The sequence below is a fragment of the Streptomyces sp. MUSC 14 genome, assembly GCF_001866675.1.
Lineage (GTDB): Bacteria > Actinomycetota > Actinomycetes > Streptomycetales > Streptomycetaceae > Streptomyces.
Window position 1 is genome coordinate 49,330 of the sequence record NZ_MLYN01000053.1, and the last position, 21,936, is coordinate 71,265.

The following is a 21,936-nucleotide window of genomic DNA, read 5'->3' on the forward strand; positions in this document are numbered from 1 at the left end:
GAAGTGGACGTCGGGTTGAAAGGCGAACGTCGAAGCGCATCGACGCTGCCATCGTCATGACGGACTGTCAATGGACCTGCGAAAAGAAAGTTTCTTTGTGTTCGTACTCTTGTTTCGTACGAAACATGTCCGTTAACTTCGCCTGCCAAGTGAAGCGCTTCGACGCTTTCTCAGGGGAAGGGGCCGCCACCATGCCACACGAGTTGAACCGCAGAAGCTTCGTCGGCTCAGCCGCCTCGGTCGCGGGAGCGGCCGCACTGGCTCCGTTGCTGTCCGCCTGCGGGGGTGGCGGACAGCAACACACGGGCACGAACACGAAGGCGGGCCTGAAGGCGGCGCTGCCGGCCTATGTGCCGCGTACGCCCGTGAAGCCTGACATCGCCTCGGTGGCGGGCAGCGACGGCGCGGTCACCGACCCCGCCTTCCTGCACTACCCGTCCGACCAGATCACCACGGTCTCCGGCACACCGGGGAAAGGCGGCAGCTACAGTGCCGTCACCCCGTTGTGGGGCACCGTGCCGACACCCGGCAACTCCTTCTACCGGGCGATGAACAAGGCCCTGGGCGTCGAGCTCACCGTCAGGCCCGCGGACGGCAACCACTACGACACCATCGTCCCGACGATGACGGCGGCGCGGCGCCTGCCCGACTGGATCCAGCTCCCGAGCTGGTGGAGCTCCAATTTCAACGTCGGTGAACTGGCCGGGACGCAGCTCACCGACCTGACGCCGTATCTGTCCGGCGACAGGATCAAGAAGTACCCCAACCTCGCCGCCCTCCCGACCGGCGCCTGGCAGGCCGGGACATGGGGCGACAAGCTGTACGGCATACCCTGCTCCGCCAGCAGGTTCGTCGTCGCCGGCACCGTGTTCTACCGGCAGGACATCCTGGAGCCGAAGGGCATCACGGCCGACCAGGTCACCTCCGCGGACGACCTGATGAAGCTGGGCAAGGAACTGACCGACGCCAAGCGCGGCGTGTGGGCCTTCGACGACGTGTGGACGTACCTCTTCCCCTGCTGGGACGTGCCCTCGCAGTGGAACCTCCAAGGCGGCAAGCTGGTCCACAAGTACGAGATGCCGCAGTTCCTTGACGCACTCGACTGGCACTACCGGCTGGCCACCGCCGGCTATGTGCATCCCGACGCCATCGCCGGCATCATGGCCACCGGCCCCACCCGCTTCTACTCCGGCAAGGTGCTGTTCTCGGGCGGGGGCATGGGCGCCTGGTCCGTGTCCGACTACCAGAACGGCAGGGCCGCCGACAGGAACTACCGGCGCGGCGCCCTCAACATCTTCGCCGCCGACGGCAAGAGCACACCTCGCACCTTCATGGGCGCGTCCACCAGCGTCTACAGCTACCTCAACGCACGGCTGAAGCCCCAGCAGATCGGGGAACTGCTGGCCGTCGCCGACTACCTGGCCGCGCCGTACGGATCGCGCGAGTACACGATGGTCAACTTCGGTGTCGAGGGCGTCCACTACACGATGAAGGACGGGGTCCCGACGGCGACCGACGACGGCAAGAAGTTCGTGCAGCCGGTGGTCTATCCCTTCCTCGCCGCACCGTCCGCCGTGCTCAGCAACCAGGGCGCCGACATCGTCACCAAGGACTACGCCGCCTGGCAGGCCGCCAACGTCAAGCGCCTGTACAAGCCGGTGTTCTGGAACATGAACATCAGCATGCCGCAGCCGATCGCCCAGGCCGCCGCCGCGCAGTCCGTCGAGGACGTCATCAAGGACTGCTACCACGGCAAGAAGAAGGTGAAGGACGTCCAGGAGGCCATCGCCGCCTGGAAGTCCAGCGGGGACCGGCTCAAGCGCTGGATGACCGAGAACGTCCTCGACAAGTACGGGACCGGCCAGTGAGCACGGCAGCCGCCCAGGAGGCGGACCGGCCCGCGCGCCTGACCTGGCGCCGCAGACTGCGGCGCGACAAGAGCTTGCTGATCATGACCGTGCCGGCGGTCGTCCTGCTGCTGGTCTTCAACTACGCGCCGCTGTTCGGCCTGGTGACCGCGTTCCAGTACTACGACCCCCTGACCGGTGTGTGGCACAGCGACTGGGCCGGCTTCGACCAGTTCCGCCAGCTCTTCGGCGACCCGCAGTTCTGGCAGTCGCTGAAGAACACGCTGTACCTCAGTTTCGTCCAGCTGATCCTGTTCTTCCCTGTACCGATCGCGCTGGCACTGCTGCTCAACACCGTCCTCAGCGAGCGGGTGCGCAACACCATCCAGGCGATCGTGTACCTGCCGCACTTCTTCTCCTGGGTGCTGACGATCACGATCTTCCAGCAGATGCTCGGCGGCGCGGGTGCGCTCAACCACTTCCTGCGCGTGCACGACATCGGCACGTGGGACATCATGAGCAACCCGCACACCTTCGCGCTGCTGGTGACCTCCCAGGCCGTGTGGAAGGAGGCCGGCTGGGGGATCGTCGTCTTCCTCGCCGCGCTCAGCGCCATCAACACCGAGCTGTACGAGGCGGCAGCCGCGGACGGCGCGGGACGCTGGCGGCGGATGTGGCACGTGACGCTGCCGGGCCTGCGCGGCGTGATCGTGCTGATGCTGGTGCTGCGCCTCGGCAACGCCCTGTCGGTGGGCTTCGAGCAGTTCCTGGTCCAGCGTGACGCCGTCGGCCACGAGGCGGCGGACGTCCTGGACACCTTCTCCTTCTACTACGGCATCGCCACGGGCAACTACAGCTACGGCGCGGCGGCCGGGCTCTTCAAGAGCGTGATCTCGCTGCTGCTCATCTGGGGCGCCAACAGGCTCGCGCACGCCTTCGGCGAGGACGGGTTGTACCGGAAATGACCAACGCACCCACACTCAGCCGCCCACACGGCAAGACGAGCACCACGAAGCCGACCGCCGGGCGCACGACGCGTGCGGGGCGCTCGCCCTGGGAGGAACCCCCGACCCCGGTGGGACAGGCCGCCAAGGGACTGACCCTCGGCGTGGTCGTGGCCATCGTCCTCGTCCCCCTGTGGATCATCGTCCTGACCAGCCTGTCCACCGCGGGTGCCATCAACCGGGCGGGCGGCCTGGTGATCTGGCCGGACGGTCTGACCACACAGGCGTACCGGGAGATGCTGGGCGACCCGACCGTGCGCACCGCCCTGCTGGTGAGCCTCGGCATCACCGCCGTCGGCACGGCCGTGTCCATGGCCGTGTCCGTGCTGTGCGCCTACGGACTGTCGCGGCCCCGTTCCTTCGGCCACCGCTGGCTGCTCGTCCTGCTGATCATCACGATGTTCGTCAGCGGCGGCCTCATCCCCACCTTCCTGGTCGTCTCCGGGCTGGGCGGCTACGGCCAGTGGTGGGCGCTGATCCTGCCCAGCGCGGTCTCGGTCTTCAACATCCTCGTGCTGCGCTCCTTCTACGCCGAAACCTCCTCCGAACTGGTCGACGCGGCACGCGTGGACGGTGCCGGGGACTGGCGGATCCTGTGGTCCATCGTCCTGCCCACCTCCCGCGCCGTGACCGCGGTGATCGCCCTCTTCTACGGCGTCGGCTACTGGAACTCCTTCTTCAACGTGATGCTCTACATGCCGACCGAGAGCGAGAAGTGGCCCCTGCAGTACGTCCTGCTGACCTACGTCAACCGCGGTGTCGGACTGCCCGGCTCGATCAACGCCGGCTTCGGCACCACCCAGGCGCAGACGGCCCCACTGTCCCTCCAGATGGCGGTGGTCGTGCTGACTCTGGTACCGCTGCTGATCGTCTACCCGTTCGTCCAGAAGCACTTCCGCACCGGCGTGCTCACCGGCGCCATCAAGGGCTGAACCGGTACCGCGCCAAAGGCACACCCCGGACCGGGAACGGTCCCGCTCGCTCCTCCCCGCCGCGTGACAGGGACCGCTCCCCCGCCAGAGCACGACACGACTCCGCGTACCTGAGGAACCGTCATGACGACTCGCACCATCACCGGCCGTCTGGGCGGGCTCGCCTTCGGCGGGGACTACAACCCCGAGCAGTGGGACGAGCCGGTCTGGAAGGAGGACGACGCGCTCATGCGCCGGGCCGGGGTCAACCTGGTCACCGTGGGCGTCTTCTCCTGGGCCCTGCTCGAACCGGAGGAGGGACGCTACGACTTCGCCTGGCTCGACGCCCACCTGGAGCGCCTGCACGCGAACGGCGTGGCCGTCGACCTCGCCACACCGACGGCCTCCCCGCCGCCCTGGTTCAGCCTCGCCCACCCCGACGCCCTGCCGGTCACACCCGACGGCACCCGCCTCACCCACGGCAGCCGCGACACCTACTGCCTGGCCGCACCCGCCTACCGGAACGCGGCTCGCAGGATCGCCTCGGCCCTCGCCGAACGGTACGGCGACCACCCGGCCCTCGCGCTGTGGCACGTGCACAACGAGTACGCCACCCTCTGCCACTGCGAGCACGCGGCGGCGGCCTTCCGGGTGTGGCTGCGCGGCCGCCACGGCTCACTGGACGCCCTCAACGAGGCCTGGGGAACGTCCTTCTGGAGCCAGCGCTACACCACTTGGGAACAGGTGCTGCCGCCACGCGCGACGCAGTGGCACAAGAACCCGGGCCAGAGTTTGGACTTCCGCCGCTTCTGGTCCGACGAGACCGTCGCCGCCTACCGCGAACAGCGCGACGCGATCCGCGCGCACAGCGACCGGCCGGTGACGACCAACCTGATGCTGCCCGCCTACCAGAACCTGGACCTGTGGGCGCTGGCCCGCGAACTCGACGTGGTCACCTCCGATCACTACCCGGGGTCGCCGGGTCTGGACGCCGCCGCCGACGCCGCATTCCACGCCGACCGCGTCCGCTCCCTGGGCGGCGGTAGCCCCTGGCTGCTGATGGAACAGGGCACCAACACCGTCTACGACAGCGACCGGGTGCTCGGCAAGGAACCCGGGGAGATCCTGCGCCACACCCTCGGCCACATCGCGCGCGGTTCGGACGGGGCCCTGTTCTTCCAGTGGCGGCAGTCCCGGGCCGGTGCCGAGACATGGCACTCGGCGATGGTCCCGCACGCGGGCCCGAACAGCCGGATCTTCCGCGAGGTCACACAGGTCGGGGAGGCGGTCGCCCGGCTCGGCGAGCTGGCGGGTTCGACGGTCGACACGTCCGTGGCCGTCCTGCACGACGCGGACGCCTGGTGGGCTCTGGGCGTCGACGGCCTGCCCTCCGCCGACCTCGGTTACCACGGGGAGCTGAGCCGGGCACACCGGGCGTTGTGGGACGCCGGCGTGACGGTCGACCTCGCCCATCCCGAGCACGAGTTGAGCCGCTATGCGCTCGTCGTCGCGCCGTCCTTGTTCCTCCTGTCCGACGCGAGCGCCGAGAACCTGCGCCGCTACGTCGCAGGCGGCGGGACGCTCCTCGTCCAGCACGCGAACGGATGCGTCGACGACCGCATGCACGCCCGGCTCGGCGGCTATCCCGCCGAGCCGCTGCGCGAGGCCCTGGGCATCCGTGTCGAGGAGCACCGCCCGCTGCGGACGGGCGAGCGGATCGCCCTGTCGGACGGCTCCTACGGCACGGTATGGAGCGAGTCCCTGCGCAGCGAGGGCGCCGAGACTCGCGCCGCCTACACCCACGGCATGCTCGCCGACAGCCCGGCACTGACCCGGCACCGCTACGGAACCGGACAGGGCTGGTACGTCTCCACCCGCCTCGACGACGCCGACTACGGCGCCCTGGTCCGCGGGCTGCTCCAGGAGGCCGGTGCCGAGCCGGAGTCGCCGGGTCTGCCGGGCGGTGTCGAAGCCGTCACCCGGCACGCGTCCGACGGCCGTCGCTGGCAGTTCCTGCTCAACCACCGCGCGGACACCGTGCCGCTGCCGGATCCCGCTCACGACCTGCTCACCGGCGCCACGGTCCACGAACTGCCCCCCGGTGGTTGCGCGGTGCTGCGCAGGACCTGACTCCGAGAGGCCACCATGACCGAGGAACAGCACACGATCCGCTGGGGTCACGACGCCCTTCGGCTCCAGATCACCCTTGACGAGAACGGCAGCCCCCTCCTGACGTACCTCGGGCCGCCCGCCGGCAGTGACGCGAACCCCCATGCCTCCCTGCCCCTGGTGGAGGTGACGGCCGCGGGGCACGGCCGCGGCTGGTCGGGCAACCGCCTCGTCGACACCACGATCGGCGGGCGGCTGCACCACCGGGCCCACCACACGGCACGCGAGGGCACCTGGCACACACTGACCGTCCAACTCCACGATCCGGAGAGCGGGTTGGCCGCGGACGTCACCTACCGTTCGCCCGACGGTGTGCCCGTCGTGCGCGGCGAGGTGACCCTGCGCAACGAGGGCCGGGAGACGGTGTTCCTGGAGTCGGTCAGCTCTCTCGTCGTGGGCGGCCTGACAGCGGCAGGTCCGGCGGCCATCGACGCCGCGGACCTGCTGTGGGCGGACAACGACTGGCTCGCGGAATGCCGGTGGCAGCGCCGTCCGATGCGCGTGACCTCGCCCGTCCTGAGCGGACGCGTGCACTTCGGCAACGGCAGGGGAGGGTTCGCCCTGACCGGGCAGGGCAGTTGGTCCAGCTGCGGGCATCTGCCCATGGGCGGCCTGACGGACCGTCACTCCGGCCACACCTGGGTGTGGCAGATCGAGCACAACGGCGGCTGGCACTGGGAGTGCGGCGAGCGCCACGGCACGGCGTACACGGCACTGTCCGGGCCGACCGACACGCACCACGGCTGGCGGCACGCCCTGGCACCCGGGGCCGCCTTCAGCACCGTAGCCGCCGCTGTGGCGTTCAGCGCCGACGGCGGCCCGGACGCCGCGTTCGCCGCGCTGACCCGCTACCGGCGCGCCCTGCGCCGCCCGCATCCCGACCACCGGCGGCTGCCCGTCATCTTCAACGACTACATGAACTGCCTGATGGGAGACCCCACCACCGACAAACTCCTGCCGTTGGTCGACGCGGCGGCCGAGGCCGGCGCCGAGTACTTCGTCATCGACGCCGGCTGGTACGACGACGGTGACGGCGGCTGGTGGACCTCCGTCGGCGCATGGGAACCAGCCGCCTCACTCTTCCCCGGCGAGAACGGGATCCACGAGGTGCTGGACCGGATCCGCGCACGCGGCATGGTCCCTGGACTGTGGCTGGAGCCGGAAGTGGTCGGCGTGCACAGCCCCGTGGCCGGGACCCTGCCCGACGAGGCCTTCTTCCGCCGCGACGGCGTCCGCGTCGTGGAGGGCGGCCGGTACCACCTGGACCTCCGTCACCCCGCGGCACGTGCCCACCTGGACCGGGTGGTGGACCGACTGGTCGGCGAGTGGCGCGTCGGGTATCTCAAGCTCGACCACAACATCGACCCCGGTTCCGGGACCAGTAGCCGTCCCGGCGAGTCACCCGGCGCCGGGCTGCTCGGCCACAACCGCGCCCACCTCGACTGGCTCGACGGCATCCTCGACCGGCACCGCCACCTGGTGCTGGAGAACTGCTCCTCCGGCGGCATGAGGTGGGACCACGCCCTGCTGTCCCGGTTGCACGTGCAGTCCACCAGCGACCAGCAGAACCTCCGGCTCTACGCACCCATCGCGGCCTCGGCGCCCACCGCCGTCACCCCCGAGCAGGGCGCCGTCTGGGCCTACCCGCAGCCGGAGGACTCCCTCGACGAGGTCGCGTTCACGATGGCCAACGCTCTCCTGGGCCGTATCCATCTCTCCGGCCGACTGGCCGAACTACAACCCGAGGCACGCGCCCTCGTCCACGAGGCGGTGACGGCGTACAAGGCCATCCGCGCCGACCTGGCGCAAGCCGTGCCCTGCTGGCCGCTCGGCCTTCCCGCCTGGGACGACCCCTGGCTCGCGCTGGCCCTGCGCACCCGCGACACCACCTGTCTCACGGCCTGGCGCCGCCCCGGCAGCGAGACCTCCGCGACTCTCCGCCTGCCGCACCTGCGCGGCTCACACGTCCGCGCGGACCTGCTCTACCCCTCCACCAGCCGGGCCACCACCGCCTGGCACCCGGACACCGGCCAGCTCACCGTGACCCTGCCGACCGCGCCCTCCGCCGTGCTGCTCCGGCTCAGCCGCCCCAAGGTGCCCTCCCCGGACGGAACATCCGGCTGAGACACGTGCATCCCGTAACCGAAAGGACCTGGTGGCTTGTCAGACACCGGCCCCGCCAACCCCGTCATCCCCGGCTTCCACCCCGATCCCAGCATCTGCCGGGTCGGCGACGACTACTACCTCGCCTGCTCCAGCTTCGAGTACTTCCCCGGCGTACCCCTCTTCCACAGCCGTGACCTGGTGCACTGGACGCAGATCGGCAACGCCCTGGACCGGCCGAGCCAGCTGTCTCTGGCGGCCGACGTGCCGTCATCCGCCGGGATCTACGCCCCCACCCTGCGCCACCACGACGAACGGTTCTGGCTGATCGTCACCAACGTGAGCGAGGGCGGCGGCAACCTGGTCGTCACCGCCACCGACCCCGCCGGACCGTGGTCGGACCCCGTCCGGCTTCCCGGCGTGTCCGGCATCGATCCCGACCTGGCCTGGGACGAGGACGGCATCTGCTGGTGCACCTTCGCCGGGGTCGCCCAGGTACGCATCGACCCGCACACCGGGGAAACGTACGGGACACCGCGGAAGTTGTGGTCCGGCGCGCCCGGCGACAAGGCCCCGGAGGCGCCGCACCTGTACCGGATCGGCGACTACTGGTACCTCCTCATCGCCGTGGGGGGAACCGAGCGCGGCCACGGCGTGGCGATCGCCCGCGGTCTCACACCGAGCGGCCCGTTCGAGCCCTGTCCCGCCAACCCGATCCTCACCCACCGCAGCACCGACCACCCCGTGCAGAACACCGGGCACGCCGATCTGGTCCAGGCGCCCGACGGCTCGTGGTGGATGGTGCTGCTCGGCGTACGGCCGGGCGGCGGCACGCCCGGCTGGCACGTGCTCGGCCGGGAGACCTTCCTGGCTCCGGTGACCTGGGTGGACGACTGGCCGGTCGTCGGCGAGGTCGCCCCGGACCTGCCCCGGCTCCCGTGGCCCCTTGTCCCCGGCCCCGTCGAGGAGCCGCGGGACGACTTCGAGCTGAGCGAACTGCGGCCGTCGTGGATCTCCGTGCGGGACCGCCCGGCCGCACACTGCACCACCAAGGAGCGCCCCGGATGGCTGACGCTCCGCGCGCGGGGCACCGACCTCGACGAACCCGACGCCATCTTCGTCGGCCGGCGCCAGCAGCACCTGTCGTGCCGGGCGCGGACCCTGGTCGATCCCGCCGAGGGTACCGGCGGCCTGGCCGTGCGGCTGGACGAGCGGCACCACTACGCGATCGAGGCGTCCGGCAGCGAAGTCCGGGTGATCGCGCGCGCCGGCTCCCTGCGCACGGTCGTGGCCGCACAGCCCGTACCCGACGGGCCGGTGGTCCTCGGCCTCACGATCACCGATCCTCCGCCTCCGCACGACTCCCGCACCGGCCCCGACGTCGTCTCCCTCGGCGTCGAGCAGCCCGACGGCACCTTCACCGTGCTCGCGACCCTCGACGGCCGTTACCTGTCGACCGAGGTCGCCGGTGGCTTCACGGGCCGCGTCATCGGCATGTACGCCGCGGCCGGCACCGTCCACTTCGACTGGTTCGCGTACGAGCCCCTCAGACCATGACCGCCGACCCGACCACCAGCAACCCGACAGCCGACCGAAAGGAACGACAGGTGAAGGACATACGGCACCCCGCACACCACCGCAGCCGCGGCCCCGGGCGCCTGGCCGCCCTGCTGCTGACGCTGCTCGTCATCGTGGGCCTGTCCAGCGGCACCACGATGGCGGCGGTCGACAGCCCGGCGCACCCGACGCGGCCTCAGGTCAGGGTTCCGGCCTCCGCGATGGACGCCGTGGCGGCCATGCAGCCCAGCTGGAACCTGGGCAACACCCTGGACGCCATCCCGGACGAGACGTCCTGGGGCAACCCCGCGGTCACCAAGTCCCTGTTCGACACCCTCCGCGCGCAGGGCTTCCGCAGCGTCCGCATCCCGGTGACCTGGACCGACCACCAGTCCGCCGCCGCGCCCTACACCATCGACGCGACGTACATGAACCGCGTCAAGCAGGTGGTGGACTGGGCGCTGGCCGACGGCCTGTACGTCGTGATCAACGTCCACCACGACTCGTGGCAGTGGATCGCTGACATGGCCACCAACCACGACAAGGTGCTCGCCCGCTTCGACGCCTCCTGGTCCCGGATCGCCACCACGTTCCGGGACGAGCCGCGCGCCCTGCTCTTCGAGAGTGTCAACGAGCCGCAGTTCAACAACGCGACGCCCGCGCAGAAGACCCAGTTCCTGAACGAGCTGAACACCTCCTTCCACAAGGTCGTCCGCGCCACGGGCGGCGGAAACACCAACCGCCTGCTCGTCCTGCCCACACAGGGCTGCACACCCGCCCAGGACCTCATGGACGACCTGTCCGCCACGATCGGGGCACTGCACGACCACAACCTGGTCGCCACGGTGCACTACTACAGCTGGTACCCGTTCAGTGTGAACGTCGCGGGCGGCATCCGGTACGACGCCACCGCCCAGAAGGACCTGACCGACGCCTTCGCCCGGATGCACGACACGTTCGTCGCCAAAGGCATCCCCGTCTACCTCGGCGAGTACGGCACGCTGAGCTGGCCCGACTACAACCATCCCGACACCATCGAGCGGGGTGAGGCACTGAAGTACCTCGAGCAGCTCGGGTACCAGGCGCGGGTCGCGGGGGTCACCACCGCCCTGTGGGACCCCTTCTCCTACCTGAACCGCTCCACTCTCAAGTGGCGTGACCCGGCCCTGTTCGCCTGGATCAGGTCGAGCTGGACCACCCGCTCGGGTACCGCCTCCTCCGACCAGGCCTTCGTGGCGAAGTCGACCCCGATCGCGCCCCAGTCCCTCACCCTGAACCCGAACGGCGCCACTTTCCGGGGCCTGTGGCAGGGAAACAGCAAGCTGGTCGCGGGACGGGACTACACCGTGTCCGGCGACCGGCTCACCCTCACGGCCACCGCGCTGACCCGGTTGACGGGCAATCGCGCGTACGGGGTGAACGCGACGCTACAGGCTCGGTTCTCCCGCGGGCTGCCCTGGAAGACCGACGTCATCACCTACGACACCCCGGTGCTGTCGAGCGCCACGGGCACGAGCGACTCGTTCGCCCTTCCCACGCAGTACCGCGGTGACGTGCTGGCGACCATGGAGGCGACGTACGCCGACGGCAGCAACGCCGGCCCGGCCGACTGGACGCCGTACCAGCAGTTCAACCAGTCCTTCTCGCCCGACTACGCGGGCGGCAGGATCACCCTGACGTCCGACTTCCTGAAGGCGGTGCACGACAACGCGCCGGTGACGCTGAAGTTCCACTTCTGGAGCGGCGCCATCGTCACGTACCACGTGACGAAGTCCGGAAGCTCGGTGACCGGCACGGCGTCCTGACCGACCGGCGCTCCGCCCTGGTTGCCCGCCCCCGTGCCGGGCGACCAGGGCACATCCCGTGTCCCGGCGCGACCTCACGCCTCCTTCGGCGGAGCCGTGCTCTCCCGGACGGTCAGTGTGGTCGCGATCTCCAGTCCCATCTGCGGCACTTCCTCACCGCGTCCGAGCGCCAGGGCCAGTTCGGTGGCTGCTATGGCCATTTCGGCCAGCGGCTGATGGACGGTGGTCAAGGGCGGATCCACCCAGGCCGCGGCCGGGACGTCGTCGTAGCCCACGACGCTGAGATCGTGCGGGATGCGCAGGCCGAGCTCGCGCGCGGCCTGGTAGACGCCGAGCGCCTGCATGTCGTTCGCGGTGAAGACGGCGGTGGGTCGGTCGGAACGGGACAGCAGTCCGACCACCGCGGTGTACCCGTGCTCGCGCGTGAGCTGGGTCTTCACCACCAGGTCGGACGCCGTCGGCAGGCCGGCCTCCGCAAGAGCGGAGAAGTAGCCGGACAGCCGGGCGCGGCAGAAGGGGTGGTCGGGCCCGCTGATCATGGCGATCCGCCGGTGTCCCAGTTCGAGCAGGTGCCGGGTCGCGGCCTGTCCGCCGCGCCAGTTCGTGGCACTGACGAACGGCACGTCGTCGGGCAGTTCGTCGACCGGGTCGAAGACGACGAACGGAATGCCCCTGGCCTCCAGCTGGTCCCGCTCCGCCTCGGAGAGCTGCGCCACCGACAGCACACACTGGGGACGCCGTCCGACCGTGTCGTCGATCATCCCGTCCGCGTCATGGAGTCCGAACTCGGAGACGAGGAGCCCGATCCGGTTCCTGCGGGCCACGCGCTCGACACCGCGGATGATCTCCACCGCCCACATGCTCTCCAGCTCACGGAAGACCAGTTCCACGAGTTTGCTGCGGTTCTTGGGAGGTTTGCGGTAGCCGTACTGGTGGATCAGTCGCTCGACGCGGGCGCGGGTCTCGTCGGACACTCCGGACCTGCCGTTGAGGACCTTCGACACGGTCGGGACCGAGACGCCCGCGGACTCGGCGATGTACGCGATCGTCACGGAAGCGGTTCCCGAACCGTGCTCACCGTGGTCGTCCGCCGAAGGTCTTCCCGAGTTGTCCGGCACGATCGCCTTTCCCCATCCCCTCGCCTGCTGCCGCCGCCATTCTGACACCTTCCGTTAAGTGGGGTGACTTGATCTTTTAGACGCGGGCAGCTCCGCTGCAACTCCGCCCATACATCCCATGTTGCCGCCCATCACCAGGTCGGCAGCCGGTCAACTACCGCCGTTTTGCAGCAACATGCGTCCTGAGACTCGACAGAGACGACGTCGACATCCGTTAATTCATCCAATGTCTCGGCAGAACAACCGAACAGGAGGATCCACGTTGCCGGAATCCACGTCACGCAGATCGGTACTCGCCGCCATGGCGGCCATGACGGTGGCCGCCGCGATCGGTCCCGTCACGGTGGCGGCACCCGCGCACGCCGCGCCCGACGCACCGCTGCCGCTGCCGCTGCCTGCCCTGCGGATCCCGAGGACCGACATGGGGGTCGAGCAGCAGCCCGATTCCACGATCAAGTGGCTCCAGGACGCCAAGCTGGGCATGTTCATCCACTGGGGCGTGTACTCGGGCCCCGCCAAGGGCGAGTGGTGGATGCACAGCGCCCCGGTCACGCCGGCGGACTACCGGAAGTACGTCACCGACGCCACCGACGAGCAGTTCACCGCGGACGCCTACGACCCAGCGGCCTGGGCACGGCTGGCCAAGGACTTCGGAGCGAGGTACGTGACTCTGACCACGCGCCACCACGACGGCTTCGCGCTGTGGCCACTGAACCATCCCAACAGCTGGAACTCAGGGCAGGCGCCGCTCCATCGTGACTTCGTCAAGGACTACGTCGCGGCGGTGCGGGCGGCGGGTCTGAAGGTGGGCCTGTACTACTCGCCGATCGACTGGCGCTATCCCGGCTACTACGACGTCCGCGGCACCCACTGCGCGCCCAACCCCTGGAACTACACGACCGATCCCGCGCACAAGGAGAACGCGCGGGTCATGAAGACCGAGGTGTACCAGTCGGTCAAGGAGCTGGTCACCCGCTACGGCCCGATCGACGACCTGTGGTGGGACGGCGGCTGGGTGGCGGAGCAGGGCAGCGACGCCGACGGCGCGTTCTTCTGGGAGCCCGGCCGGTACCGCGACCCCGCCAACGAGTGGCCGGTGGACGCTGTCTACGGCGAGACGGACGGTGACGGCAGGCCGCTCGGCCTGATGGGCATGGTGCGCAAGCACCAGCCCGGCATCGTCGCCACCTCACGCTCGGGCTGGACGGGCGACTACGCCAGCGACGAGGGCCCTTCCGTCCCGAGCGGGGCGATCCGCACCGGCCTCGTCGAGAAGGTGTTCACCGTCGACGGCACCTGGGGCTACAACTCCAGTGCCACTGTGATGGGTTACGGCACCGCCATGGACATCCTGGTCAACTGCTGGGTGCGGAACATGACCGCGATGGTCAACGTCGGCCCGGACCGGCACGGCACGGTGTCCGACGCCCAGGCCGGGCTGCTGCGGCGGATCGGCACCTTCATGGCGTCCTGCGGCCGGTCGGTCTACGGGACCCGCGGCGGCCCGTGGCACCCGGTCGACGGCCAGTACGGCTTCACCTGCAAGGACGACACCTTCTACGTGCACCTGCTGCCCGGCTACAGCGGAACCTCGTTCACCACCCCGTCGCTCGGCGACGCCAGGATCGTGCGGGCCTTCGATGTGCCCACCGGTGCAGGCCTGGCGTACTCGGCCGGCGGCGACGGCCGGGTGACGATCACCGGCATCGACCGCACCACCCATCCCGAGGACAGCGTCGTCGGCGTCACGCTGGACCGGTCCGTGCAGCCGTCCGACATCGCCGTCGGCCGGACGGCGACGGCCGACAGCGAGGAGTCCTCGAAGGGCAACACCGCTGCGAGGGCGGTGGACGGTTCCACCTCGACCCGGTGGTGCGCGGCCGACGGCGGCACCGGCCACTGGCTCAAGATCGACCTCGGCTCGCCCCGCTCGCTGACCGGCACCCGCATCGCCTGGGAACTGGACGGGACCAACTACCGTTATGTGATCAAAGGTTCCGTCGACAACCGCAGGTGGAGCACGCTGGCAGACAACACGGCCACCACCAGCACCAGTCAGGTCCAGGTGGCCATGTTCCGGACCCGGGCACGGTATGTGCGTGTCACGGTCACCGGGTTGCCTTCCGGAGCATGGGCGTCCATCCGCAACTTCGAGGTCTACGAACGGCCCTTCTCCGCCGAGCTGGGGTCGTAAGCGCCGGCGAGCCGGCCCAAGGGGCTTCGGCCGCGACAGCCGAAGCCCCGATAACCGGGAACACCCTCAGGAGGTGACGAAAACCCGGACGTCCCAGGCGCCGAGGCCCACCGGTGTGCCGCCGGGAATCACGCTTCCGTCGAGGACGTCGGTCAGTTCGCCGGGTGCACGGACATCAGCTTCCTGCCAGCTCCAGTTGTGCACCACGTGCGCGCGTCGCCCGTCGGGGCAGGTGCCGGTCGTCACGGTCACGGACGCGGGCAGGGTGCCCCATCCGCTGCTGGGTGTGGGCGCCAGCCACTCGGCCAGTGCCCGGGCCGTGCCGCGTCCGGGCACGGTGCCGACGCAGGTGACGCGGCCCGCGCCGTGGCGGCGGGTGGTGATGGCGGCCCAGCGGCCGAAGTGCGGGTGCTCGTACTCGGCGAGCACCTCGGCGTCGACCACCGTCAACCCGTCCACCCAGTGCGTCGCGGTCCCGTCCTCGGGCAGTGCGAACGGACTTCCGGGCGCGGCACGGAGCGACAGTTCAGCGGGCAGGTTGCCGACCTCGTCGTACCAGACGCCGGCCGCCGCCACGAGGCGTGCGGGCGCCTGCTCGTGCCGCGCCCGGGCCTCGTGGTCGGCGCAGCCGGTACGGGGGCCGAGGACCAGGTGACCACCGGCGTGCGCGTACTGCGCGAGCCAGTCGAGGGTCCCGTCGTCGGTGATGTACAGCCCGGGGACGACCAGTACGGGGTGGCTGCGTGCGGCCTGATCGGGTGCCATGCTGTCGCTCCCCCAGCCATCGGCCGGGGGTACCCCCACGCCGCGGGGGTCGTGCAGCTGGCGGGCGTGGAAGATGCGCACCTGGCGGCCGGCGTCGAACGCGCCGCGGTAGAAGGGGTCGAAGATGCGCTGGTACGCGGCACGGTCCGGCCCGCCGTCGGCGGTCGCGAGCGGCGGGTACTTCTGCATCAGCCATTTGGTGGGCATCGAGTAGACCATGGCGATGTCGGCGTCCGGTTCGATGCCGGCGACCAGCGCTCCGGCGGCGTCGAACTCCGCACCGAGCCGCGCGAGTTCGCCGTACACACGCCCCGGACGGCCGCTGTGCGGCAGGATTCCGCCCCAGTGGGTCTCCGCGCCGAAGTGCAGCGTGTGCCAGTGCCAGTACTCGATCATCCGGGCCCCACGTGCGACCAGCGCCCAGGCTGCCTGCCGCCACTGACCGTCGTAGGCGGGCTTGTTGTCCCAAGGGGCGCCGATGGCCTGGGCGTTGGTCTCGGTGACGAGGAACGGGGCCTGGCGGGAGGAGAACATCCGGTCTCCGCTCTGGAACAGCGCCCAGACACCTCTGGTCTTCCACTGCTGCTCGTGGCCGTCGGGTGTCCGGTCGGGCAGCGCGAGACCGTCCTGCATGTCGTAGTACGGGTTGCCCGCGGTGACGTCCAGGCTGTCGGTCAGCTCGTCGTCGTCCATGGCGGGGTGGCCGTAGGAGATGCAGGTGGTGACGAACTGGTCGTCGCGCGCGTATGCGCGCACGATGCCGGCCTGCCAGGCGACGAACTCGGTCGTCTGCCGTGCCTGGAACGCCCGCCAGGCGAGATCGTACTGTGGTTGGGCGTTGCCGTCCGGTGTCCACAGGTCGGCCCAGGTCGACAGCCGGTGCGACCAGTAGACCAGACCCCACTCACGGTTCAGGGTCTCCACGTCCCCGTACCGGGCGCGCAGGTGGTCCACGAACCGCTCGAAGACACCGTGGTTGTGCGGCAGCCGCAGGCCGGGCTCGTTGTCCACCTGGAAGCCGATGACCGCCGGGTGGGCGGCGTACCGGGCGAGGATCTCGCGCGTGACGCGCTCCGCGTGGAACCGGAAGGCGGGGTGGGTGAAGTCCACCTCCTGGCGGGCACCCCAGCCGATGCGCTGACCGGTGGCCCGCTCCGCGGCGATCTCCGGGTACTGCCGGGACAGCCACGGCGGCACGGCGTAGGTCGGCGTACCGAGGACGACCGAGATTCCTCGTTCGTGGGCACCGTCGAGAACCGGCCGCAGCCAGTCGAGGTCGAAGGTCCCGTTCTCCGGCTCCCAGGTCGACCAGACCGACTCACCGACCCGGATGACGGTGAACCTCGCCTCGGCCATCAGATCCAGGTCGGCTATGAGCCGCTCATGGGGCTGGTACTCGTGGTAGTAGGCGGCGCCGAACAGGACGCGGGCGGGCAGGACGGGCATGAACAGCCTCCGTCGGTCGAAGCGCTTCGACGACGAAGCGCAGGCAGTGGAGTCGACACTAATGACGGGTTTTCTTGTACTGCAAGCCATACCGAAGGAAGTGGCCCCGCGATTCTGAGAGTTGACATGTCCTTATGCGCATGGCAGCGTCGATGCGCTTCACCATCCCGTCGCAGCCCGGTGTACCGCCCCCGTCAGGAGGACCACCATGCCTCTGTCCGGTCAAAACTCGGACGAGCTCCTCTCCTACCGGCCGGAGGTGTCCGTACCGGAGGACTTCGACGCCTTCTGGCAACAGACCCTGGCCGAGGCACGCGCCCGAGGCGGAGCGGCGAAGGCCGAGCGGGTCACCGAGCGGTATCTGCTGTGCACCGTCGACGTGGACGACGTCCGCTTCCCCGGCTGGAACGGCGAACCGGTGGCCGCCTGGCTGCTGCGCCCGCGCGGTGCCGAAGGGCCGCTGCCGGTCGTCGTCACCTTCCTGGGATACTGCGCCGGGCGGGGGTTGCCCACCGACCACCTGCTGTGGTCCGCGGCCGGTTACGCCCAACTCGTCGTCGACAGCCGTGGCCAGGGCCACGACACCCCGGACCGCACCGAGGGCGACGGCACACAGTGGGTCGAAGGCTTCATGACCCGCGGCATCGACTCACCCGGCAACCACTACTACCGCCGCCTCATGACGGACTGTGTGCGCGCCGTGGACGCGATCCCCGAAATCCCCGGGCTGGATGCCGGGCGGGTCGTCGTCGCGGGCGGCAGCCAGGGCGGCGGCCTGGCCCTCGCGGTCGGCGGACTCGTCCCGGACCGGGTGGCGGCGGTGCTCGCCGACGTCCCGTTCCTGTGCCACTTCCGCCACGCGGCGCGGACCAGCGGGGACGGCCCGTACCTGGAACTCGCCAAATACCTGCGCTGGCACAGTCCGCACCGCGTGGAGGCGACCTTCGCCACACTCGACTACTTCGACGGTGTCCACTTCGCCCAGCGTGCGACGGCGCCGGCGCTGTTCAGCGTCGGCCTCATGGACCCGACATGCCCGCCTCCCACCGTCTACGCCGCCTTCAACCACTACGCCGGGACCGACCGGACCATGACCGCCTGGCCCTTCGCCGACCACGGCGGCGGCTTCGGCTTCAACACCGCGGAGCAGCTGAAGTGGCTGCGCGAACGCGGGCTGACACCGCAGCAGTAGGGGCCCCTTCCCTGGACGGAGGTGTCACCGCGGAGCGGTCAGGCCGTCGTACCGGTGACCGAGGTTCCGGACCTGGTCACGTAGTACGTCGCGGTGGTGCCGCTCCAGAAGTGGAAGGTGAGTTTCACCCGCGTGCCGTCCTTGAACGCGTTGAGGAACGCGGACGGGAGCGAGACGAGGTTCTTGGTGTAGTCGGGTGAGAAGGCCGTGTTGAACTGCTGGTAGGAACTCCATGTGGTGGGGCCTGCGGGGGTGCCGTCGGGGTACGTGGCCTGCATCGTGGCCAGCACGTCGCCGCTGAACCGGCTCGGGATCCGGAAGGAGCCGCTCGTCCCCGTGGTGGCCGACAGCACGGGCGGGCGGAACGCGATCACGCTGATCGACCAGGGGACGCCTCGGGAGAACCGCGCCTGAAGCCGGGCGTGGACGCCATGGGAGCGGTCTCCGGCAAGCCGGTTGAGTGCGGCCGCCTTCAGTGTCAGGCGGTTGCCGGACAGGGTGTAGTCCCGGCCCTTGACCAGGTCGGTGCCACCCTGGCGAAGTCCGCGGAAGGCGGCCCCATTCGGGTTCAGGGTGAGGGTCCGGTCCGTGACCGGTCCGGCACCGGGGACGAAGACCATGTCCGAGGAGGCGGCACCCGAGGTGGTGGTCCAGCTCGACCGGATCTGCTGGAACAGTCCTGGATCGTGCCACTTCATCGAGGTGCGGTCGAAGAAGGAGCCGTTGTCCCACAGGAACGTGGCCACGCCGCGGGTGCGGGCCGCGGCGCCGAACGCTTCGAAGTACTTCAGCATCTCGCCGCGCTCCACTCCGCCGGACGGGCCGAAGTCGTAGCCGAGCACGCCGTACTCTCCGAACACCGTGGGGATGCCCCGGGCCAGGAAGGTGTCGTGCACCCGCTTGAAGACCTTGGCCAGGTCGGCCTGGGCCGCGCCGTCGAAGCGGGTCTGTCCGGCGACGTTCACGCTGAACGGGTAGTAGCCGTAGTAGTGCACGCTGGCGACCAGCCGTGTGTCGTGCAACGACCTGATGGTGGTGGCCAGGTCGTCCATCAGGCCCTGGTCCGGGGTGTCGCCGATGGTGGGCAGCACCAGCAGCCGCTGTGCGTTGCCCCCGCCGGATCCGCGCACGATGTCGTGGAAGGAAGTGTTCAGTTCATGGAGCAGCTCGGCCCTGCGCGCGGCGCTCGCCTCGTCGAACTGCGGCTCGTTGACGCTCTCGAAGAGCAGCGCGGCGGGCTCGTTCCTGAACGCCTTGGCGATCTGCGACCAGGTCGCGCGGTAACGGGCCAGCACCTGGTCGTGCTCGGTGGACATCTTCTTGACCCACTGCCACGAGTCGTGATGAACGTCGAGCATCACGTAGAGGCCGTCGTCGAGGGCCCAGTCGACGACCTGCCTGACCCTGCTCACGTACGCCGGGTCGATCGTGTAGTCCGGCGCCGCCCCCTGGTGGGCACTCCAGGTCACCGGGATGCGGACGCTGTGGAAGCCCTGAGCGCGGATCTCGTCCATCAGTGCCTTGGTGACGCGCGGCATGCCCCACGAGGTCTCGTCGGGGGTGGCGTCCAGGCTGTTGCCGAGGTTCCAGCCCGGCTGCATCGCCGCCACGGCCGCCGTCGCGTCGTCGGGCACCCTGGGCGCCGCGGACGCCTTGGGCCGGGAATCGTCGCCGAAGGTCCCGAAGACCGCGCCGTAGGCCAGAACGCCTGCCGAGACCAACGCCAGCGGCGTACCGACCACCAGGCCGAGCCTGCGTCTGCGATGCCGTGGAACCTGCTGCTGTGCCTTCATTCCTCATCCGTTCGGAAAGAGTCGCGCCGATGGTGCTCCCTTCAGTGGCCGCCGACGGAGCAGAGGTTGCCGGATTCTGTGAAATTCCTTTTTGATGAGCCGATCCGGATCACGAAGAGGTCTACTTGCCGGGGAGTCGCCAGATCTGGTTCTTCTTGGTGCTGAGGTTGCTTGCCGGGTCGCAGGTCCACTGGTGGATGAGGGCTCCCGGAGCGGTGGAGACGTTGCTGACGTCGACGCACTTGCCGCTGTGGACGGCGACGAGTTGGTAGTCCTTGCTGTTGCCGAGTGCGGTGACGGGGTTGAGGGTGAACTGCTGGTTGGCCGCGCCGTTGCAGGTGTACTGGATGACGGCGGCGCCCTCGGTGGTGGACGCCCCGGAGACATCGAGGCACTTGCCGCTCAGCTCGTTGACCACGGAGTAGGTGTTGGTCCTGCCGCTCACCGGTTTGAGGTCGAGCATCTGCTGGTAGCCGCCCTCGCAGAGGTACTGCTGGTACTGGGTGCCGTTTGCGGTGCCCAGGTTGGTGTCGTCCAGGCACTGGCCGCTGTTCTCGCTGACGGCGACGGTCGAGATGGTGGTGTCGGACGGCGGGAGCAGGGTGACGGTGTAGCCGTCCCTGGCATTGCTCCAGGGGATGCTGACCGAGGCCGCGTTGTTGCTGACGCTCAGGGTGGTGTCGGAGATCGTCTCAGGCCCGGCCACCGCGGCGCCGCCGTTGTACGGGACGCGCTGGACGACGGCGCGGACCTTGCCGCTCTCCACCACCGAGGTCGTGTTCAGGCCGGTGAGGTTGACTGTGACATTGCCGGTGTTGCCGTTGCTGCCGAGCAGGATCTTGGCGTTCTTGGCGGTGTTGTCCTTGGTGGCGAGGCCGTCGGTACCGGCGCCCGGAGTGAGATTGACGATGTTGCCGGTCTGCGAGCCGTAGTAGCGGTACATGAACCACTCGCCCAGCGGCAGGTACTGGCCGGAGCTGTTCTTGGTGAGCAGGTTGGCCTCGTCGTCGTGCAGGTTCGTGCCGGAGGCCCAGTTGCCGCGCAGGCCGTCGGCGCCGGCCCGCTCCAGACGGCCGATGAACCAGGCACCGCCACCGGGGTTCTGCTGGGAGAGCGCCGCGTACTCGTTGATCTGGTACGGGCGGGTGTGGGTCAGACCTGCCGCGGCGAGGGTGGAGTTGGCGCTCGCGACGCCCGGGACGGGATCGGCGGGTTCGTCGTGCCAACTGTAGATGTCGGGGGCGACGTTGTTGGCCTTGACGTAGTCGAGGTAGGTGGTCCACCAGGTGTTGGAGGAGATCGGCTGGCCCGCCATGCTGGGGCCGACGATGAGCTGGCCCGGGAAGGCCGCCCGCACCCGGGCGTAGAAGCGCGACCACATCTGCAGGTACTGGCTCTGCGAAGGAGCCCAGAAGCCCCTGCCGTCGGGCTCGTTCCACAGGTCCCACTCGACGGTCATGTGGTTGGCTCTGACGTCGTTGATGAGCTGCGTGACGAAGTTGTCGAACTTCGTCCAGTCACCGTTGTCGCCGGGCCATCCCTGGCTGGTGGTGCTGTCCGCGCCCCACAGGTCGTGCGGGAGCAGCACGAAGGTGCCCCCGAGGGCCGCCGTGCGCTTGTACTGGGCGAGCGTGGCGTTCCAGCGGGTCTGGTAGTCGGCCACGCTGGTGCCGTAGCCGCCGCTGTTGAGCTGGGCGCCACCGGCCCGCATGAAGTGCCACTTGATGTCCTTGAAGAAGTGGTCCTGCGGCAGCGACCCGTCCGGGGTCATCCCGTAGATCATGCCGGAGGCACGGTAGGTGGGCGCGCCTCCGGCTGCCGCGAAGTCCACCGTGACGCCGGTGTCGGCGGCCTGGGACGGGGCTGCGGGCACCAGCGTCGCGGCCAGGGCGGTCAGCAGGACGGCGACGGAGAGGACCGTTCGGCGTCCGGTGCGGGTCGTGGGGCTGGAGTGTATCCGGCGCGATCTCATGGTGCGGCTCCTGCATGAGTGTGGCGGGACCCGGACGGTCCGGGGCCATGGAGGGGGAGG

General features: G+C 69.6%; 13 protein-coding genes. 9 read left to right on the forward strand and 4 right to left on the reverse strand.

The window, feature by feature from the left end; all coding sequences use genetic code 11:
• The first annotated feature begins 191 nt into the window (after positions 1-191).
• The 7 genes from BIV25_RS32140 (at position 192) to BIV25_RS32170 (ending at position 11,396) form a co-directional block, all read left to right on the forward strand.
• Positions 192-1,868 carry an ABC transporter substrate-binding protein gene (locus BIV25_RS32140; RefSeq protein WP_079177017.1) on the forward strand — a complete coding sequence of 559 codons (1,677 nt, stop codon included), beginning with the start codon at positions 192-194 and terminating at the stop codon, positions 1,866-1,868.
• The gene (locus BIV25_RS32145; RefSeq protein ID WP_071376004.1) at positions 1,865-2,812 is read left to right on the forward strand and encodes a sugar ABC transporter permease; all 948 of its coding nucleotides are present in this window, start codon (positions 1,865-1,867) and stop codon (positions 2,810-2,812) included. Before BIV25_RS32140 ends, BIV25_RS32145 begins: the two co-directional genes overlap by 4 nt.
• Positions 2,809-3,783 (forward strand): carbohydrate ABC transporter permease, encoded by a 975-nt coding sequence (locus BIV25_RS32150; protein WP_071376005.1) that lies wholly within the window; start codon positions 2,809-2,811, stop codon positions 3,781-3,783. Before BIV25_RS32145 ends, BIV25_RS32150 begins: the two co-directional genes overlap by 4 nt.
• A 123-nt stretch (positions 3,784-3,906) precedes the next feature.
• Positions 3,907-5,892, forward strand: coding sequence for a beta-galactosidase (locus tag BIV25_RS32155; RefSeq protein WP_071376006.1), 1,986 nt, complete (start codon positions 3,907-3,909; stop codon positions 5,890-5,892).
• Positions 5,893-5,907: 15 nt separating this feature from the next.
• Complete coding sequence (locus BIV25_RS32160) at positions 5,908-8,055, forward strand: alpha-galactosidase (RefSeq protein WP_071376007.1); 2,148 nt, start codon at positions 5,908-5,910, stop codon at positions 8,053-8,055.
• A gap of 36 nt (positions 8,056-8,091) precedes the next feature.
• Entirely contained in the window at positions 8,092-9,591 is a 1,500-nt protein-coding gene (locus tag BIV25_RS32165) for a glycoside hydrolase family 43 protein (RefSeq protein ID WP_071376008.1), read from the forward strand.
• A gap of 50 nt (positions 9,592-9,641) precedes the next feature.
• On the forward strand, positions 9,642-11,396 hold the full coding sequence (locus tag BIV25_RS32170) for a cellulase family glycosylhydrolase (RefSeq protein WP_071376021.1): 1,755 nt from the start codon (positions 9,642-9,644) through the stop codon (positions 11,394-11,396).
• Positions 11,397-11,470: 74 nt separating this feature from the next.
• Here BIV25_RS32170 and BIV25_RS32175 read toward each other — a convergent pair whose 3' ends face one another.
• Positions 11,471-12,448, reverse strand: coding sequence for a LacI family DNA-binding transcriptional regulator (locus tag BIV25_RS32175; protein WP_107486429.1), 978 nt, complete (start codon positions 12,446-12,448; stop codon positions 11,471-11,473).
• Between the two features lie 367 nt (positions 12,449-12,815).
• Between BIV25_RS32175 and BIV25_RS32180 the strand changes: the two genes are divergently transcribed.
• The gene (locus BIV25_RS32180; protein ID WP_256256387.1) at positions 12,816-14,708 is read left to right on the forward strand and encodes an alpha-L-fucosidase; all 1,893 of its coding nucleotides are present in this window, start codon (positions 12,816-12,818) and stop codon (positions 14,706-14,708) included.
• Positions 14,709-14,774: 66 nt separating this feature from the next.
• Here the strand turns inward: BIV25_RS32180 and BIV25_RS32185 are convergent, their stop codons facing one another.
• Positions 14,775-16,919, reverse strand: a complete 2,145-nt coding sequence (locus BIV25_RS32185) for a beta-galactosidase (RefSeq protein ID WP_071376011.1) — start codon at positions 16,917-16,919, stop codon at positions 14,775-14,777.
• Positions 16,920-17,127: 208 nt separating this feature from the next.
• Between BIV25_RS32185 and BIV25_RS32190 the strand changes: the two genes are divergently transcribed.
• Positions 17,128-18,111, forward strand: coding sequence for an acetylxylan esterase (locus BIV25_RS32190; RefSeq protein ID WP_071376012.1), 984 nt, complete (start codon positions 17,128-17,130; stop codon positions 18,109-18,111).
• A 38-nt stretch (positions 18,112-18,149) separates the two neighbouring features.
• Here BIV25_RS32190 and BIV25_RS32195 read toward each other — a convergent pair whose 3' ends face one another.
• Positions 18,150-19,904 (reverse strand): cellulase family glycosylhydrolase, encoded by a 1,755-nt coding sequence (locus BIV25_RS32195; protein WP_071376013.1) that lies wholly within the window; start codon positions 19,902-19,904, stop codon positions 18,150-18,152.
• A gap of 121 nt (positions 19,905-20,025) precedes the next feature.
• The gene (locus BIV25_RS32200) at positions 20,026-21,876 is read right to left on the reverse strand and encodes an RICIN domain-containing protein (protein WP_071376014.1); all 1,851 of its coding nucleotides are present in this window, start codon (positions 21,874-21,876) and stop codon (positions 20,026-20,028) included.
• Positions 21,877-21,936 lie beyond the last annotated feature (60 nt).